The organism is Nocardia niwae NBRC 108934 = DSM 45340 (assembly GCF_001613465.1).
In the GTDB taxonomy this organism is placed as follows: Bacteria; Actinomycetota; Actinomycetes; order Mycobacteriales; family Mycobacteriaceae; genus Nocardia; species Nocardia niwae.
The window spans coordinates 1-17436 of record NZ_BDCK01000059.1 but is presented as its reverse complement, the minus strand read 5'-3'; the positions used below and the strand labels follow the sequence as shown (position 1 = coordinate 17436).

The following is a 17436-nucleotide window of genomic DNA, read 5'->3' as shown; positions in this document are numbered from 1 at the left end:
GAAGACGGCGGATGCACATGTGATGCCGACGGATCTAGCGCAGCGGGTCGCCGATGGGTGGCATGGGCGACTCCGGTCTCGGCCGCCGCCACGGCGCCGACGGGCTGCTGAAGTACACCGAGGCCCAGACCGTCGCGCACCAGCGCCTGCAAGGCTTCAGCCCACCCCGCGGTGAACCGTCCTGGATCCGGTGGAGACCCGTGTTCAGGCCACCTCGGCCGAGATGGTCTGTTGATGGTAGAGGTGTTCGTATTCGACCGGCGGCCGGTATCCGACCGCGGAGTGCAGCCGCTGGGTGTTGTACCAGTGCACCCAGGATGCGGTTTCCCGCTCCAACTCGGCTCGGCCGGAGAAGACCGGATTTCGGTCGATCAGCTCGGTTTTGTAGAGCCCGATCGCCGATTCCATGAGCGCGTTATCGAGCAATCCCCGACACTGCCTATGGATCCAGCCATCCCGGAATCCCGTAATGCCTCGGTGAAGGCCAGTGACGTATATTGAGCTCTCGCGTCGGAATGATGTATCAATCCCGTTGCCGTGAAACGGAAATCAGTTCTCCGGCGGGTGAACAACGCCTGTTCGAGCACCGAGGTCACCAACGGTGTCGTCTTCGACGACATCACCCGCCAACCCAGGATCCGCCGCGAATAGACATCCACACAGAACGCGGTGTAACAGAACCCGGCCAGAGTCCAGCAGTAGGTGAAATCGGCAACCCACCACTGATCCGGACGCATCGGCACCGACCACGCCCGGCCGATCAGATCCGGATGCCGCGGCGCGGCCGCCGGACCGGATTCGGTGGTTCTCGTGGTGCGCCGCCCGCGTACAACCCCGTCGATCCCGGTCAACCGCATCAGCCGCGCTACTTGATCGCGGCCGATATTGTGGCCCGCTCGGCGAGCGGCATGCCAGAGTTTGCGCACCCCGTACAGGCGTCGGTTGCTGCGCCACAGGTCGAACAATGCGTTCGCGGTGTGGGCATCGGCCCAGGTGGACGCGCTGATGCCGCGCTGTTTGGCGGCATAGTAGGTGGACGGGGCGATCTTGAGCCCGTGCTCGGTCAGCACTCGGCAGATCGGGTCGACCCCGAATTTCGTCTTGTGGTCGTCGATGTAGTCGACGATCACCGCAGTCGGCGGTCGACCTCCGCCGCCGCGAAAAACGCGCTCGCTGTCCGCAAAATCTCGTTGGCCCTACGCAATTCGACGACTTCGCGCCGCAGAGCCTTCAATTCCTCGGACTCCGATTCCGCCGCGGACGCTGGGCCGGTCTCGCCCCGCTCGGCGCGGGTGACCCAGTTCCGCAGAGTGGCGGGGTTGATATCCAGCAGCGCTCCGACATGCCGGCGTGCACCGGCCATCGAGTCACCGTGCTCGCGGATCCGGTCCTGATACATCCTTACCGCCCGAGCGCGGGTTTCCTCGTCGAACTTCCGTGGTGCCGCCATGACTGACAGTCTCCCTTGCTGTATCAGGAGCCTCCAGACGGTCCAGGACGGTTCAATCTGTCCATCATGTATTGCTAACGGAATCTTCATTGGAAAATGGCTGACACAGCTTGAGCCCGAGGTTCAAAACTCCCTCGATCACGGCGTTCGGGCCCCACATGGGAACGCCGCACGACGCCTGCGAGCGAACCACCGGCACGGCCCTCGTATCTGGCCGATCCGGCCTCTGCAGAAACTGCAGCGCTGGAAGACCAGCTGGACCGGATAGTGGATCCGCAAGGTCTTCCAGCGGACGGGCCGCCGACCGGGTGTCAGACGACATAGAAGGACTCGCCCCGTCGACCTGCTATGACTCTTCACTCCACGACCAGGAGTTGCTGCTGACGAAGCACGTGTGCGTAGTGGTCGACTCCCCCTCCGGACACCAGTGCTAAACACAGGATCGGCCCCGACGACAGCGAGCTGTTGCCGGGGCCGATACGTTATGTGCAGTTGTAGGGCCTGGTAGAGGTTCGCTTTGTCCGATCGCGCACCTGCGGCAAGGACGGCGGCGATGTCACCGAGTGAGTTGATGAGTTTGCGGATCTCTATTTCACTCAGTCGAGGGATATTCGGCATGTTCTGCAACTCCGCTTGAGCCGCAGCCTTGTCTGCTTGAGCGGCGTTCATCGCGGAGACGAGCGCTTGCGGCTCCACCCCAGCCTCGATGGCGGCGAGGTGACGCCCGAGCCGGGCCTCCGCGTCGGCGATACGCCGTCGCAGACTCGCCCGCTCTGCAACGCGATCATCGCAATCTTGGGCAGCGAGCAGACTGGCGACGGTGGCGTCGCGGTGCGCGCGGTCGAAAAGAGTCGCCAACCACCGGTCGATCGATGAAGAGATGATGTCTTCCCGCAGGTTGACTGTCGGTGGATGCTCGGCCAACGCCGGGCTGCCCGGTGCGAGCGTCTTGGCGCGGCAGCGGTAGTAGATGACGCCTCTTGACCACTCCGGCTTGCATCTTGCGACCGCAGGCATCGCAACGGACCAAGCCCCGCAGTAAGTATTCGCGTGGCGAGTCCCGTCTGGTGCGTTCGAGGCGCCCGCGCACTTGGTTGCTGACGCCGGCTCGGCGCTTACGAAGCAACTGCGCTTCAGTGAACGTTTGCACCGACACAATGGCCGGGTGCGCGGGCTTCTTCGACCGCACGATCCGATGATTCGGCGACCTCCGGAACCGCACCACGTTCCCGGCAGCGGCATCGTCGGGATCAAGAAGTTCCTCGTGCTTGGCCCATCGACCGAACACGGCGTAGCCGGTGTAGCGGGGATTCTGCAAAATCGCGGCCACTGTGCTGGCCTGCCAACCATCTCGAGAACGGTGCCGGTTCTGCTCCGGCCGATGCGCTGACGGGCACGGCACACCTGCCTGGTTCAGAGCGATGGCGATCGCCTTATCGCCACGTCCCGCCAGGTAGTCACGGAAGATCCGTTGCACCACCGGTGCGGTGCTCACATCGAGAGACAGGATCCGAAGCTTCAGTCCATCAGACGCCCGGTTCGGATTCGGGTGCGGCGGACCGTCGACAACCACATACCCGTAGGGTGCTCGACCGCCCTGGTGTCGGCCTTCGTTGAGGACCTGTGCGTCCATGCTGGCGCGGGTGCGCTGCTGCACATGCTGGCGCTCGGACTCACTCAGCCCGCCGAGCATGCTCATCATCATCGAATGAGTGACAATAACGTGTTGATTCCGCCGAGAGAGGTTCGTCGGGTTTCCTGGCGCTGGACCTCCCGGCGGTTCGCGTTCCCACCGTCGACTTTGTAGTTGCAGCTGGTTCGCTGGCCGTGGTGGCCGCGGTAATGCACCGCGTTGTCAGCGTCGAAGACTCGTCTGGTCTGTCCTGCAGCGGTAAGCAGGAACGATCGCCGTCGTCAACACTGGGCGCGCACGTGACCGGGAAGCGATGAGCCCGACCTGCTCGGCTTTTCGGGGCGGTTCGGTCGAAACGACACGACCGGGTAGCCGTGCTCGGGGTCGGTGGTGATCTGTGCCCGCACGCGATATACCTGTTCGACCAGGTCGGCGGTGATGACCTCGGTGGGGCGGCCCATCGCGACGATGCGGCCCTCGGCGAGGATCAGCAGTCGGTCGCAGAACATCGCGGCGAGGTTGAGGTCGTGCAACGCGATGTAGCTGGTGAACGGGAGAGCGGCGACCAGGGCGAGGATGTCGAGCTGGTGGCGGATGTCGAGGTGGTTGGTCGGTTCGTCGAGCAGTAATTCGCGCGGTCGCTGGGCCAGTGCCCGCGCGATCTGGGTGCGTTGGCGCTCGCCGCCGGACAGTGTGTGCCAGCGGTCGCCCGCTTTGTCGGTCATGCCGGTGTGGGACAGGGCTTGTCGTACTGCTTCGGCGTCCGCCGCCGCGTCGCCACCGAAGACACCGCGGTGCGGGATCCGGCCGAGGGACACGACGTCGGCGACCGTGATGTCGACCTCGGTGTCAGCGTGCTGGTCCACCACCGCGACGCGTCGGGCGATCCGGTTGCGGCGCAGCGTCGCGATATCGCGGTCGTCGAGCAGCACCCTGCCGCTGTCGGGGCGGCCTATACCGCTGAGCAGCCGCAACAGCGACGACTTGCCTGAACCGTTGGGGCCGAGCAGACCGATGGTCTCTCCCTGGACCGGTTCGACAGTGATGCCGTCGAGGATCAAATGACCGCCGCGGGTCCAGCGGAGTTCCTCGGCACGCAGGGTCATGCCATCGCTCGATTCCGCAGCAACAGCACGATGAACGCAGGCACGCCGATCAGCGCGGTCGCGACGCCGACAGGTATCTCGATGGGCGCGAACAGTGTTCGTGCCGCGACATCGACCCAGACGGTGAACACGGCACCCGCGACGACGGCGGTGGGCAGCAGTCTGCTGTGGCGTGGCCCGACCAGGAATCGGGCCGCGTGGGGCAGCACGAGCCCGACAAAACCGATCGCACCTGCCGCGCTGACCAGTGCCGCGGTCGTCAACGCGGTCACTCCGAGCAGTAGTGCCCTGGTCGCCCGCACCGGGATGCCGAGCGACGCGGCGGACGCGGCGCCGAAGGTGAACGCGTCCAGAGCGGCCGCCCGGCTGAAACAGACCACGAGGCCGATGCCGGTCACCGTGGTGCACACGGCCACGTCGGACCAGTCCGCGCCCGCGAGCGAACCGAGCAGCCAGAACAGCACTCCGCGGGTTTGTTCGGCGTCCGCACTGGAAACCACGATGAATGAGGTGAGAGCGGAGAACAATTGAGTTCCGGCGACACCGGCGAGCACGATCCGCGCGGTGCCACCGCCTGCCGCCGCTGCCAGCACCAGCACCAGCGCGAACGCGGCCACCGCACCGCCGAAAGCACCGGCGGCCAGCGAGATCGAACCCGCGCCGATCCCGAGCACCGCGACCAGCACCGCGCCGGTGGAAGCGCCCGAGGAGATACCGAGAACGAACGGATCGGCGAGTGGGTTACGCAGGACCGACTGCAGGATCGTCCCGCACAACGCCAGCCCGGCTCCACACACCGCGGCCAACAGGGTTCTGGGCAGCCGCAGCTCCCACACGATGCCGTCCTTGATGCGGCTCACCTCGGCACGGCCGAATCCGAGATGCTCCCCCACCACCGCATAGACCTCACCTACCGACAGATTCGCCGGTCCGATGGTCAAGGCGATCGCGATCGAGACCACCAGCACCACGCAACCCGCGGTCAGCCCGACCGCTGTGACGGCGCCGCCGCGCCGCAGGGCGAGCCCGGTCAGCGGACCGGTCCCCACTGCGCCAGCGCCGCGGCGAGTTTCTCCACGCCGTCCACCGTGCGCAGAGACGGGTTCAGGTCGGCGCCGTTGACCACGACGAACCGCTTCTCCCGCACCGCGGTCATTCGCGAGGTCACCGGATTGGACTGCAGGAAAGCAATTTTGCTGTCGAGTGCGTCCCCGTCGATGGTCCGCCTACTCAGGTCGGCCAGCACCAGCACCGACGGATCGCGGTCGGCGACCGTCTCCCAGCTGACCTGCGGCCACTCGTCGGTGGTGTCGGCGAAGATGTTCTTCGCGCCGACCGCGTTGGCGATGATGCCGGAGGAGCCGCAGCAACCGGCCATATAAGGCGTGCGCAGGTCGGAGAACCAGAACGCCATCGTCGTTCCTGCGTGTGATCTTGCCGTGGCCGTGGCCGTGGCCGTCTCGAGGCGTTGCTGTAGCGAGGTGATCAGGGTCTCACCCCGGTCCTGCACGTCGAAGATCGTTGCCAGTTGCCGGATCTCGGTGTAGACGGATTCGATGCGCAGCGGTTCGGTGCGCGCTCCGTCGGAGTTCACACTCACCGCGGACTTGCCATCGCAGTCGGTCGGTGACAGATAGGTGGGGACGCCCAACTGCTCGAAGCGGTCGCGATCGGCGACGCCACCGGGACCCAGGGTTCCGCCGAAGGACGCGGAAACGAAGTCGGGCTCTGCGCCGAGTACGACTTCGAGGGAGGGCTTGTTGTCGGCGAGCCGGGGCACCTTCGCGTTCGCGTCGGCCAGGTCGGCGCGAACGGGGTCGGTCCAGGTCGCGGTGCCGACGAGGCGGTCGGCCAAACCGAGCGACAGCAGGATTTCGGTCGATCCCTGATTCAGTGCGACCGCCCGCCGCGGTGGCGAGTCGATGGTGACCGAGCGTCCGCAGTTCTGCACGGTGAGCGGAAAGCCGTCGCGCGAACCATCCGCGGTGCTGACGTGGGAGTCGTGGGTCGTGCATCCGGCGATGGCCAGCGTCGAGGTGAGGACCGATAAGGCACAGAGGTGCCGTAGGGCGTGACGCATCGCGCGTGAACTCCTTCGTCAGGGCTCGACCGCGGAGCCTCGAAAGTGGTGCGACGATCATCGAGTAATCGGGCTTCGACCCCCTCGGGCCGTTACCGTTGCGCGTCAGCCCCGGATTCACACCGGTGTTCCCTCGACGATCGCTGCGCTGATGATACCTGGGCACGAACTTCGAAGTTCGGCCGAGGCGGAACAGTGTCAGCGCGCTGAGGTGAGTCCAATGGCCAGCTTTTCGATGGCGTCGATCTCGCGGATCCCTGGGTCGAGTTCGGAGCCGGTCATGACGACGTAGCGCTTGCCCTGGACCGCTCGCATTCGGCTGGTGGCCGGATTCGACTCGAGAAATGTGATCTTGGTGGTGAGCGCATCGCCGTCGACTCGCTGGCGGCTCAGATCGGCGAGGACCAGGATATCGGGGTCGGCGGCGACGACAGCCTCCCAGTTGATCTCGGGCCAGTCCTCGCGTTGGTCGGCGAAGACGTTGCGGACACCGACTTGGCGTGCGTACATGCCCGGGGCAGAACAACATCCGGCCATATAGGGCGCTTTGATACCGGAGAACCAAAAGGCCACGGTCGGCGTGGGTTCGGCGGGTGTGGTCGTGGCTGCGGCCAATCGCGATTTCAATTGATCGATGAGCTGCGCGCCGCGTTGCTGTACGTCGAAGATCCGGGCCAATTCGCTGATCTCCTGAAAGAGCGTGTCGATGGTGAGCGGCTCGGTGCGGGTGACAATCTCACCCACGACTTTCGCCCCGGTGCACACCGAGGGCGACTGATAGGTGGGAATGCCCAGCTGGGCGAAGCGAGAGCGTTCCGCGACGACCGCGGGCGTGAAGGTGTGGGCGCTCGCCGAGGTCACGATGTCGGGTTCGGTAGCGAGCACGGCCTCCAGCGACGGGTCGTTGTCGGCGAGCCGGGGAACTTTCGCATTGTCGGCCGCCAGGGCGGGAAGGACCGGGTCGAACCAGGTCGAGGTGCCGACCATGCGATCGGCCAGACCGAGCGACAGCAGAATCTCGCTCGAAGCCTGATACAACGCGACTGCCCTGGTGGGTGCTTTGTCGAAGGTGACCCGCACTCCGCAGTTGTCGAGGGTGAGCGGATAGCTGGTGGGCCCAGGCCGGCTCGAGATTGTTTCCGTCCGGGATTCGACGGTCTCGGGGGAACCGCCGCAGCCGGCCAGGCAGACCACAAGGCAGAGAGCCGAGCTCAACACAGCCGGAATCCGCGCGGATCGCATCATCGAAAACACGCGGTGCACCGTAGCAACCTGTATCGGCTGTGAACAGCACGGTGAGCGCCTTCATGGGATACTGGTGCGGGACACCGGCGCATCAATTTGTTTGAACCGCTTCGCTTGTCGGTTCCGGCTTTCGTAGTCGGTGTGATGCTGCAGGAAGGTTTGTGATGAGTGAGTCGGTGTATACGGTGACGGGTATGAGCTGCGCGCACTGCTCCGCAGCGGTCACCAGGGAACTGACCGCGGTCGATGGCGTGGACACGGTCGAGGTCGAGGTCGCCGACGGCCGAGTCACCGTCCGCAGCAGTGCCCCGGTGTCCGTCGATCAGGTCCGCACCGCGATCGCCCGAGCCGGTTACGAACTCGTCGGTGCCTGAACGCGGGCATACGCCGGCTCGTCCGCATGCTGCGGCGAAGGTGCTGGTCTTCCTTGCCTTGCTCGGGGTGGTGTTCGGTGTGGCCTGGCTGGTCGGAGCTGTTGTTTCCGGTGTTCAGGATCATGCGGCCACGCCCAGCGAATCGGTACACGGCTCTGAGCACGTCCGATAGATGCGACGGTGATGTCGTAACCGAGAGCGATCGGTACCACGCCGGTCGGGTTTGGCAGCGACCGGCCGGACCGGTCGTCGTCACCTGATGGCGACCACCATCGCGTCGTTGATCGACTGCCACGCCACACCGGCCTCCAAGAATCCGGCCTCTCTCAGCTGTCGGCAGTGCCAGGTCACCGGGTGCTCTTCACCGCCGCTGTGCTGGTCGAATATCGCTCGGCTTCCGGCATGCGGCCCCGCGAGGCCGGGGTCGAGGGCTACCGTCGCCCACCACTGTTCCCAATCCAGTGCACCATGGGCGCGGGCGTTTTCCTGGTGCGCGTTCTGGATGACCTTGTCTATGGCATTGAGCATCGGAGTATCCGGATCGGGCATGTGATCGGCGTTGAGAAACACTCCGCCCGGTCGAATCAGCTTGACCAGGTCGGCATACAACCGGATCACCGGATCGGCTTTCATCCAATGCGTCGAGGTCGCGGTCAACACGGCATCGAACGGCTCGTCCAGCAAACTTTCCATCCAACTGGGCTCGGCGATATCCCCGGTCAAGAATGTGATACGCGAATCCCCCTCGAACGATCCTTGCGCGATCGCCAACATCGTCGGATCCACATCGACCCCGACCGACCGCGCCTCCGGCATCCGTGCGAACAGGCGCCGACTGATAGTGCCTGTGCCGCAGGCCAAGTCCAGTACGCGAGGCGCGGTCCCCACCGCCGCCGCCACGACATTCAACATCACCCGGAACCGCTCCTCGCGTTCGGGAAGGTAGAACTGCTGCTGCTGATCCCAGCTACGCTGCCACATCTCCCAGTCCACAACGCCTCCGTATTCAGAATCGATGTGAAAGCCTTTTCGGACGGTGGTATGCACAAATCGTGGATGCTGCTGAACTGTGACCGACCCTAGCGGTGATCACGCGCGACGCAACGTTCGTATCGGAGCGAATCTCGACATGGAAGATTACACATATTTCGCGGAGCCATGCTGCAGGTCGAGTTCTGAAGATCGCGTTTTGCCGAAATCGTCGGCCGGTACTCGGAGCACTTGCGAAATCGTTACCTCAGGAGATCGGGACTGCGGCCGCCCGGGAGGGAGTTTCTTGTGCAGCGGACGCCGCTTACTGCTTCCGGATCGAACACGACGTCTCCGCCGTCTGGTGATCACATACCGGGGTGGCGAGCGGTCGGTCGGCCGTGCACGACGGCGGTCGCCAGCTCGACACGGTCTGCGATCACAGAGGTCAGCTGAGGCGGTGTTCGGTGTGCAAGGCGGCGTCGCCGAGGATGTCGTCGATGGGTCCGTCCGCGACGATGCGGCCGCTGTCGAGGATCACCGCCCGGTCGCAGATGCGCTGGGCGTAGGACAGGTCGTGGGTCACCGGGACGAGTGTGGTCGGCAGGGTGAGCAGGATGTCGGCGAGCTCCCGTCGAGCGACCGGGTCCAGGTTGGCCGCCGGTTCGTCGAGGACCAGCACCTCGGGGCGGCAGGCAAGGACGGTGGCGAGCGCGGCGCGGCGCCGTTCGCCCATCGACAGGCGTGCCGGGGAGCGTTCGGCCCGGTCGGACATCCCGACCGCGGCCAGTGCGAAGCGCACGCTTTCGGCGAGTTCCTCGCCACGTATCCCGAAATTGGACGGCCCGAACGCGACATCTTGCCCGACCGTCGGCATGAACAGTTGATCGTCGGGGTCTTGGAACACCACGCCGACCCGTTGGCGTATGGCACGAACAGTCGTAGGGGCCAGTCGCGTCGACCCGATGAACAATTCACCGGAACTCGCTGGCCCTGATCGTGGAGTGGCTCAGGTCGTTGGGAGACAGAACCTAGGAGCCGCGCCGCCAGCGTCGAGGTCTGCCAGGTTGAATGCGCTTCGACGGCGGTCATGTCGTCAGGGCCGAGTCATCGCCCCTCGATCGCTTCGGCAGCGTCTGCCCGGATTCGGGATTCGATGTGCCGGATCAGTTTTGTGAGGTCCGCGCAGTACACCGAGGGGTTGCGGAAACCTTCGCCTTCCTGATATCGGGTGACGTAATGTCCGCCGCCACACACCGTGTGGATCGGACAGCTCCGGCAGGTGTCGCTCAGTGCGTCGACCCCGATCTGACGGGCCACGATCGCTGGGTGCACCATCGCCTGATCGAGCGGATTGCCGCGACCGGTCGTATTCAGTTTGGTGGCGCCCGCGAAAGCCGACTTCAGATCGTCGATCTGCTCCACGGTCCCGTCGGTTTCGATTACGGCGATCCGGATCGGCTCCAGCCCGAACACTTCCGATCTCACCGTCCCGCCCAGGAGCAGGTCGATGACGTTCTCGAACATCCTGATTCGAGTCTGCAACTGCGGTGCGCCGTACCAGTGATCGAAAATCGTGATCAGCCAGTCCGCGTAGGGGGTGCTGTCGGGATCGCCGAAGGAGCCGGGCGGAGGTGCCGTCCAATTGCCGTGTGGTATCTCGAAATTGACCGCAGGCGGCTGGAAGCCGAGCATGCCTTTGTAGGTCTGCAGTGGATCGTTCGCCAGGTCGATCACGCAGAGCAGACCCGCGAACAGGTGGCTCCGATCCCCGGCCATCAGCTTCTCGAGCCCGGCCGTGACCCTCGCGTAGGTCCCGTCGCCGCGTCGATCCCGGCGGTGCCGATCATGGCTTTGCTCATCTCCGTCGAGACTGACGGTCACACAGATGTCCCACTCGTCGCAGATACGTAAGAACTCGTCGTCGAGCAGCACGCCATTGGTCTGTAGGACGATTCGGACTTTCGTGATCGGATCCAGGATCGTCCGGGCGCGGGATGCGAAGTACTCGAAGTTACGGTGGCCGACCAAAAGCGGTTCGCCGCCGAAGAAGTTCAGGCTCAACGCGGGAATTTCGAACCGCCTGGCATGATCGGCGATCATCTGACAGGTGTCGTCGAAGACTTCGTGACTCATCGTCATCGGCTGGTCACGCCAACTCTGGTCGGCCATCTCGTAGAGATAGCAGTAGTCGCAAGCCAGGTTGCATCGACTGTGCAGCTTGATGATGTAATCAAGGAACGGAAGTGGTTCCCAGCCTTTGCTGAGCAGCGCGGCGACATCCACTCCGCTTTCCGGCCAAGTCTTCCGCACCACAGGCAGGCCCAATCCCACTGACGTCGGTTTCATACTATGTGTTCTCTCGATTGGGGGAACGGCCACGGGCGGTCCGGCCGCCGGCTCCACCGCCCGCGACCGCTCCCAAAACGTTCGGACTACTTGGAGCCGCTGATGAACGACTTGAAGCTGCCCTCACGGTGGCCGTCGCGCGCAGGCGTCAACTGACGTTCCAGCGCGGAACGCAGCGCTGGGCTGACATTTTCTACAAGCCGCCCGGCCTCCACATCGGTGATTTCCGAAAGATTGAACATCACATACTCCTTCATTTATGTTGCTGCGAACCAAAGAAGATCGAGTCACATCAAGAGTTTTTCAGTACAGATGTCTGCATAGTCTCCTATTCATGCTCGTGGGAAACCGAACCGGAATCCCATCGGATTTCCGGAGCCTGTTTCGACGCCGCTACCAGCGGGGTTTCCGTCCGGTCGGGCTCGTAGCCGGCGCCGATCGCGAGGATGAGCATTGCCGTCAGGGTCAGCCACCCGACCGCACCGGACCCGAAGATGGCCAGCAGATACCCCGCCGCGAGCGCACCCAGCGCGACCGCACCGCTGCTGACCAAACCCATCGCAGCGAGCGCGCGGCCGAGTACGTGCTCGGGAATGATCGCCGTCCGGTACAAGGTCAACGCGACATTGGACACGACACCGACTGCACCGACTCCACCCCAACACACCGCGAGCAAAATGGGGTTGTCGCTCGCGGCGATCGGCAAGAGCAGCCCTGCCCACACCCACAGTCCGGTGCGGTAGATCCGTCGCGCCGACCATCGAGCAGTGAACCAGCGGGCGCCTGCCGCACCCAGGATGCCTCCGATGCCTGCCGCTGAAAGCACGACACCGGCCGTCCACGCCGCGTGTCCCGCCGTCTGCAACTCGAACAGGATCAGCAGTAGAACGATCTGGATGATCAGATTGGACATGCCGAGCGCCGCGGTCGATGCCCGCAGCAACGGCTCTTGCCACACGATACGGATGCCGACGCCGAGGTCGTGCGACCGAGGTCGATGTGCCGTCGCGGCGGGATCTCGGCGGGTCCGGTTCGGGCGAATCAGCGCCAAGGCGATGAGACAGTACAGATACGTGGCGGCGTCGACGACGAATGGAAGCCAGCGCGCCAGACCGAAGACCGCCCCGCCCGCGGCCCGTCCGAGCAGCAAGGCAATGGGTTGTTCGGCCTCGAGGAATGCGAAGGCCGCGGGACGCTGCTCCTGGGACACCACATCCGATATCGCACCGAGTTCACACACCTCGGCAAGAACATATACCGTACCCTCGACGAATGCCGCCGCGATGACCAGTAGAGCGAGATGCCGCGCGTCGGCCAGAACCGAGGTGGCTACCACAGAGACGGCCAGTAGTCCGAGAACCTGGCAGACCATCAGGACGCGCAGTCGCTCGAATCGGTCCGCGACGATACCCGACGGAATCTGGAAGATCAGATTCGGCGCACCGAGGGCGAAGCCGACCCATCCTGCCGCGGCGAGTGAATCCGTCGTGGTCAGGATGAGCAGCGGGTAGGCGATTCGGGCGCCGTGAAATCCGACCAATGACAACGCATTGCCGGACCAGAGCAGAAAGAAGCTCCGGTTGCCGGTCAGGTCCAACTTATTCATCGGAGGATTCGGGATTCGACAACCATCGCACCAGATCCACGACGTCGGTATCTCGGTCCACCGCCTGATAGAGGTGTGCCGCTATCTCGGCACGCCTGGCGAGGATTCCGAAGTCGCTGTCCGGAAATAGTCTGGGAAGCGCCAGTGCCAGCCCGGCCCACAGCTGCGGCCGACGCGGATCTTGTCGCAGCTCTCGGGTGTACCGAGTGCAGGCAGCCGAGACATCGCCCGCCAGGTATAGACGGTCGCCTTCGGGCTGGTCCGGGCTCGACAGCTCATCGAAGTCGGCACTGTCGAGCGACTTCAGCTGAGCCGAAAGACGAAGGCGACAATAGCGATCGGGAATATGGTCCTGATCGGTCCAGGTCGCGGAAGGTAGGCTCCGAGGGCTGGGACGCCCCGAAGCCCATCGCGCCGCGAGCTCGGCGATACCGTCCGCGGACGGCCGCCGGTTGCGTACCTGCCAGAAGGTCCGATGGGCGATCGTCGCTTCGGAGACAGCGAGACGGACTTCCGCTGGAATGTTCTCGTCGGCCCATGACCGGATGATGGCGGCGAGCGCGTTGAAGAAGTGTTCCCCTTCGGTGGTGAGCAGGCCTGACGTGACCACCTGTGCCATCGCGGTTTCCAGCTGCATGCGTCCGAGCTCGAAGTCGACGTGGGATCGCATGGACCCGTGGCAGCTTGCATGGCGGTGCACTCGCCAGAAGTCCGTGACGCCGGCGAACGCGTAGATCCCGTGCAGCAGCCCGAAGATCGGTCGTGGGTCGTCACGCCAAGGCGCATAGCAGCGAAAGGGTGGATCGGGCTCGGTCAGCAGGAGGACATGATCGGTGAGCAGGGTGAACTTCGTATGCTGGATTTCGTGAATCAGTGTGAGCGCCAGTTGGCACGGATCGGCTGGTGCGGTGGTGTACACGCAGCCGACTCCGTCATATGCGGTGTGGCTCATGCAGGCCACGAGTGGCTCGGCACTGAGTGGGACGAGGATCTTCAGGCATTCGCGGATCGGCGCCAGATACCGATCGAAATCGTGGTGTAGCAATTCCCAGGATGCCGAGAAGTCCGCTTGCCACTGCTCAACCTGTGCCGTGCTGAGCCGCGGCGCCTCCCGGCGAGCTGCCGATAGCTCGCGAAAGGGATCGAGGTCGTCCAGGACTACCTCCAAGGTCTGACCGACTCCCCGTACCCGGCTCAGCGGCAGCCATTCCGGAGCGGAGTCATGCACAGATGAGACCCGAACAACGGCGTTTTCCCCGGTGAAGTGCAGCGAGCCGTTGCCGGACCAGTGCAGTACGCAGTGTCCGAAAAGATCCGGGGCGCCGAGTAGTGCCATGCCGATCCCAGGCAACATCACGGCACCCTTGCGTACCACCAGTCTCATCGAGCCCTCCGGCCGGCATTTGATGCCGACCGCCGCGGCGAGCCAGCCCAGATATCCGCAGTCCGCCCACAGCGGAACTGCGGCATCATCGGTGATCCGCCGGATTCGACGTAGGACCCGGCCAAGCCAGATCCCGGTATGCGGGTATGAAAATGCGGCAGCAACCTCGCCCTGGTGCGAGTTCTGTAGGTCCGCCAGGACGCCGTATGCGTCGAGCAGTCCTGCTTTACTTGCCATTTCGGGTGTCGCCGTGGTGACCTCTTCGATAAGGGTACGAAGCAGGATCACGCGCGCTGTCGACATGCCGTCGATCAACTCCGAAAGATTGCCCGCGGTGCTGATGCCGGAGCTGGGATCAATGATGACGTCATCGATCGGATCGGCTGCTACAGCCACTTCGTCCCCTGTCGCTAGCGCTCGAGAACGGGCCTGATCTCGGCCCGGACACGCGATTCGATGTGTTGGATCAGCTTTTTGAGGTCGGCACAGTACACCGACGGATTTCGAAATCCGGTATCTTCTCGATACCGGTGGACATAGTGCCCCCCGCCGCACACGGTGTGGACTGAGCACCTCAAACAGGTCTCGCCGAGGGCGGCGAGGCCGATCTGCCGAGCCGCGATGGCAGGGTCACGCAGCGCCAGTTCGAGCGGATTGCCGCGACCTCCGCGGATCGATAGCTTGGTGGCACCCTCGAACGCCGATTTCAGTTCGTCAACCTGCTCCAGGCTGCCGTCCGTTTCGATGACCACCAACCGAACGGGCGCGAGCCCAACGGCTTCCGACGACGTCCGGCCGCCAAGCAGCAGCTCGATGATTTTTCCGAACAGTCGGACCGTGGTCTCCAATTCCGGTGCCCCGTACCAGCGCTCGAAGACCGCGATGAGCCAATCGGCGTATGGTGTGACCGACTCGTCGGCCGTCCTGCCCGGTGGCGGCGTCACCCAGTTACCATGGGGCATCATGAAATCCACCGCCGGCGGCTGGAACCTGGCCAGGGCCTCGTAGGTCTCCACCGGATCGTTCTGCAGATCGATCGTGCACAGAATCCCCGAAAACAGGTGCCTCCACTGGGGAGCCCGTAGTCGCGTCAGCCCGGCAACAACCTGTCGGTAGCTGCCCTCTCCGCGGCGGTCCCGCCTGTGTCGGTCGTGTCCGCGCTCGCTACCGTCCAGACTGACGCCGATTCGGACACCCCACCGATCACAGATGCGGAGGAACTCTTCGTCGATCAGCACACCGTTGGTCTGAAGACCGAGACGCACCTGTATGTCCGGTTCCAACGCGGCTCGGGCTGTCCGCGCGAAGTATTGCAAATTCTGTTTCCCGACCAGTAACGGTTCGCCGCCATGGAACACGATATCGACCGCCGGCAGCGAGTGCCGCAGCGCATGCTCACGAATCATTCGGCAGGTATCGTCGAAAACTCCGCGAGCCATGACCTTCGGCTGCTCCCGCCAGCTTTGATCGACCATCTCGTACACGTAGCAGTAATCGCAGGCAAGGTTGCAGCGACTGTGAATCTTGACGACATACTCCGTGAATGCCATCGGCTCCCAGCCGTCGCGGATCAATTTCGCCACATCCAGCCCGGGGACCGGCCAGTGCAATTCTGCCGCCCCGTGCTCCATCGTCACCGACAGCCAACTCCTTCTCAGATTCTGCCGCCAGAGGACCGGCCGTTGTTATTACCTGAAGTGCTTGGTCGACGGCGGCACCGACCCCGTCTTCGTCTAGTCGGACTGCGGAGTGCCCATCCGTATCGGGCCGATCGAAATTTGAGCGACGGATACCTTTCTGGTTTTCGGCGACCACGGTTGGCCGCCTACGGATTCGTAGATGATCCTCGCCATCGACCCACCGGGGAAGGACCGAACGCGCCGGACGGGGGACCGAACGCGCCAGTGCCGCAGTGGTTCCACTCCGAGCATGAAGTGGGTCACGGCTACCGGCGCGTACCGTGGCCGATGACCGTCACCCCAGGCTGAGCGGTCCGCGCCGATGTAATGTCGAGTCCGCAATTCACCGGTCGAGAATTACGATGATGGACACAGCAGATCTCATCCTGTTACCCAAGCTTGCCCTCGACTGCACCGGCCTGTCCGGTCCGGTGCGACGGCAGCTCGCGCGCGAGGCGGACATACCTGAATGGATGTTGGACAGTACGCAGGTGGCCGTACCAAGCGATCGAAACATCCGCCTGTGGGAGCTGGTCGAGCACGAAATCACCGATCCGCACGTGGCACTGCGTGCCGGGCGATCGTATGTTCCGGGGCGATTGGGATTGAACGACTATCTATTCATGACCGCGCCGACCGTAGCGGCGGGATTCACCCGAACAGGTACGCACATCAACGTTCTCACCACCAATTTCACCCTGTCGATGGCCGATGGGACCGAGGAGATCGTCTTCGATCAGGGCATGGTGCGTGGTGAGGGACGAGGCAGAGAGTTGGCGATACAGGCCGCGTTCGTCGCCATGGTCGCGCGGACCCGGCTGGGAACCGGCGGGGTGGTGAAGCCGGTGCGGGTCAGTTTCCGGCAGGCCGCGCCTCGACGGCACGATCAGTTCGCCGAGACCTTCGGTACGACGCGGATCGAGTTCGGTGCCCCGACTGATCAGCTGGTGTTCCGTGTCGCAGACCTGGCGCAGCCGCTCACAACCGCCGACCCGATGCTGGCCGAACTTTTGCTCCGGCACGCGGAAACCGCCACGGTGCGGCATCCTGCTGTGACGTGTTCCGAGCAACTTCATCACATACTGCTCGGGATGCTCGGCAACGGTCCGATCCCTGTCGATCACGCGGCACGCCGAATGGCGACGAGTACCCGCAGCCTGCAGCGAGAACTGGCGGGAGAAGGCACCACCTGGCGCCGCGAACTCGACCGCGCCCGCCGGGTGTGGTCGGAGAGACAGATGCCGCGTCCGGGCATGTCCCAGGATGACATTGCACGCGGGCTCGGCTATTCCGATGCGCGGGCGTTTCGTCGTGCGCGGCGGCGATGGTCAGCTGACGAGTTTTCCTCTGGTTGAGCGGTGGCGTCCCCGACGATGCGTAGACCGACCTGGATGCCCATACCGAGGGGGTGAGTCCGGCGTGGTTCCTTCGGTAGCCGTATGTGCCTCGAGAGGCGGTGTTTGAGTCGCCCGAGTTTGATGCCCGCCTTCTTCCTTGGGAAGGATGGGCATCATGCCTGCCAAGCACGATGAAGCGACAAAGGCCGCCGGCCCGCTTCCTT

At 64.1% G+C, this 17436-nt stretch carries 13 protein-coding genes, 2 pseudogenes and 1 other annotated feature; of the genes and pseudogenes, 2 read left to right on the top strand and 13 right to left on the bottom strand.

The window, feature by feature from the left end; translation table 11 throughout:
• Positions 1 to 204 precede the first annotated feature (204 nt).
• The 6 genes and pseudogenes from NNI01S_RS31925 to NNI01S_RS31900 all read right to left on the bottom strand — a co-directional run bounded on the left by NNI01S_RS31925 (position 205) and on the right by NNI01S_RS31900 (position 7514).
• Positions 205 to 1450 (bottom strand): annotated as a pseudogene (locus NNI01S_RS31925) (IS3 family transposase).
• Positions 1038 to 1169: a sequence feature (AL1L pseudoknot), on the bottom strand. (Overlaps the previous pseudogene by 132 nt.)
• Before the next feature lie 784 nt (positions 1451 to 2234).
• Positions 2235 to 3155 (bottom strand): recombinase family protein, encoded by a 921-nt coding sequence (locus NNI01S_RS34110; RefSeq protein ID WP_084489456.1) that lies wholly within the window; start codon positions 3153 to 3155, stop codon positions 2235 to 2237.
• 209 nt (positions 3156 to 3364) lie between these two features.
• Entirely contained in the window at positions 3365 to 4189 is an 825-nt protein-coding gene (locus NNI01S_RS31915; RefSeq protein WP_063025104.1) for an ABC transporter ATP-binding protein, read from the bottom strand.
• Complete coding sequence (locus NNI01S_RS31910; protein ID WP_063025133.1) at positions 4186 to 5208, bottom strand: FecCD family ABC transporter permease; 1023 nt, start codon at positions 5206 to 5208, stop codon at positions 4186 to 4188. Before NNI01S_RS31910 ends, NNI01S_RS31915 begins: the two co-directional genes overlap by 4 nt.
• A gap of 11 nt (positions 5209 to 5219) precedes the next feature.
• Positions 5220 to 6269 carry an ABC transporter substrate-binding protein gene (locus NNI01S_RS31905; protein ID WP_063025100.1) on the bottom strand — a complete coding sequence of 350 codons (1050 nt, stop codon included), beginning with the start codon at positions 6267 to 6269 and terminating at the stop codon, positions 5220 to 5222.
• A gap of 198 nt (positions 6270 to 6467) precedes the next feature.
• Positions 6468 to 7514, bottom strand: a complete 1047-nt coding sequence (locus NNI01S_RS31900) for an ABC transporter substrate-binding protein (RefSeq protein ID WP_063025098.1) — start codon at positions 7512 to 7514, stop codon at positions 6468 to 6470.
• Positions 7515 to 7678: 164 nt separating this feature from the next.
• On the opposite strand from NNI01S_RS31900, the gene NNI01S_RS31895 reads away from it, so the two are divergent.
• Positions 7679 to 7888: a heavy-metal-associated domain-containing protein gene (locus NNI01S_RS31895; protein ID WP_063025096.1), complete on the top strand. Its 210-nt coding sequence runs from the start codon at positions 7679 to 7681 to the stop codon at positions 7886 to 7888.
• Between the two features lie 252 nt (positions 7889 to 8140).
• On the opposite strand, the gene NNI01S_RS31890 is transcribed toward NNI01S_RS31895, so the two are convergent.
• The 7 genes and pseudogenes from NNI01S_RS31890 to NNI01S_RS31865 form a co-directional block, all read right to left on the bottom strand.
• Complete coding sequence (locus NNI01S_RS31890; protein WP_218019290.1) at positions 8141 to 8881, bottom strand: class I SAM-dependent methyltransferase; 741 nt, start codon at positions 8879 to 8881, stop codon at positions 8141 to 8143.
• A 424-nt stretch (positions 8882 to 9305) separates the two neighbouring features.
• Positions 9306 to 9845 (bottom strand): annotated as a pseudogene (locus tag NNI01S_RS31885) (energy-coupling factor ABC transporter ATP-binding protein); the annotation flags it as partial.
• Positions 9846 to 9964: 119 nt separating this feature from the next.
• The gene (locus tag NNI01S_RS31880; RefSeq protein WP_218019289.1) at positions 9965 to 11263 is read right to left on the bottom strand and encodes an FxsB family cyclophane-forming radical SAM/SPASM peptide maturase; all 1299 of its coding nucleotides are present in this window, start codon (positions 11261 to 11263) and stop codon (positions 9965 to 9967) included.
• Between the two features lie 29 nt (positions 11264 to 11292).
• Positions 11293 to 11448 carry a hypothetical protein gene (locus NNI01S_RS35065; protein ID WP_157115134.1) on the bottom strand — a complete coding sequence of 52 codons (156 nt, stop codon included), beginning with the start codon at positions 11446 to 11448 and terminating at the stop codon, positions 11293 to 11295.
• Positions 11449 to 11534: 86 nt separating this feature from the next.
• Positions 11535 to 12812 carry an MFS transporter gene (locus NNI01S_RS31875; RefSeq protein WP_084489453.1) on the bottom strand — a complete coding sequence of 426 codons (1278 nt, stop codon included), beginning with the start codon at positions 12810 to 12812 and terminating at the stop codon, positions 11535 to 11537.
• The gene (locus NNI01S_RS31870) at positions 12805 to 14592 is read right to left on the bottom strand and encodes an HEXXH motif domain-containing protein (protein WP_063025090.1); all 1788 of its coding nucleotides are present in this window, start codon (positions 14590 to 14592) and stop codon (positions 12805 to 12807) included. Before NNI01S_RS31870 ends, NNI01S_RS31875 begins: the two co-directional genes overlap by 8 nt.
• A 14-nt stretch (positions 14593 to 14606) precedes the next feature.
• Entirely contained in the window at positions 14607 to 15827 is a 1221-nt protein-coding gene (locus NNI01S_RS31865) for an FxsB family cyclophane-forming radical SAM/SPASM peptide maturase (protein ID WP_063025088.1), read from the bottom strand.
• Positions 15828 to 16240: 413 nt separating this feature from the next.
• Between NNI01S_RS31865 and NNI01S_RS31860 the strand changes: the two genes are divergently transcribed.
• On the top strand, positions 16241 to 17230 hold the full coding sequence (locus NNI01S_RS31860) for an AraC family transcriptional regulator ligand-binding domain-containing protein (protein WP_063025087.1): 990 nt from the start codon (positions 16241 to 16243) through the stop codon (positions 17228 to 17230).
• Positions 17231 to 17436: the final 206 nt, after the last annotated feature.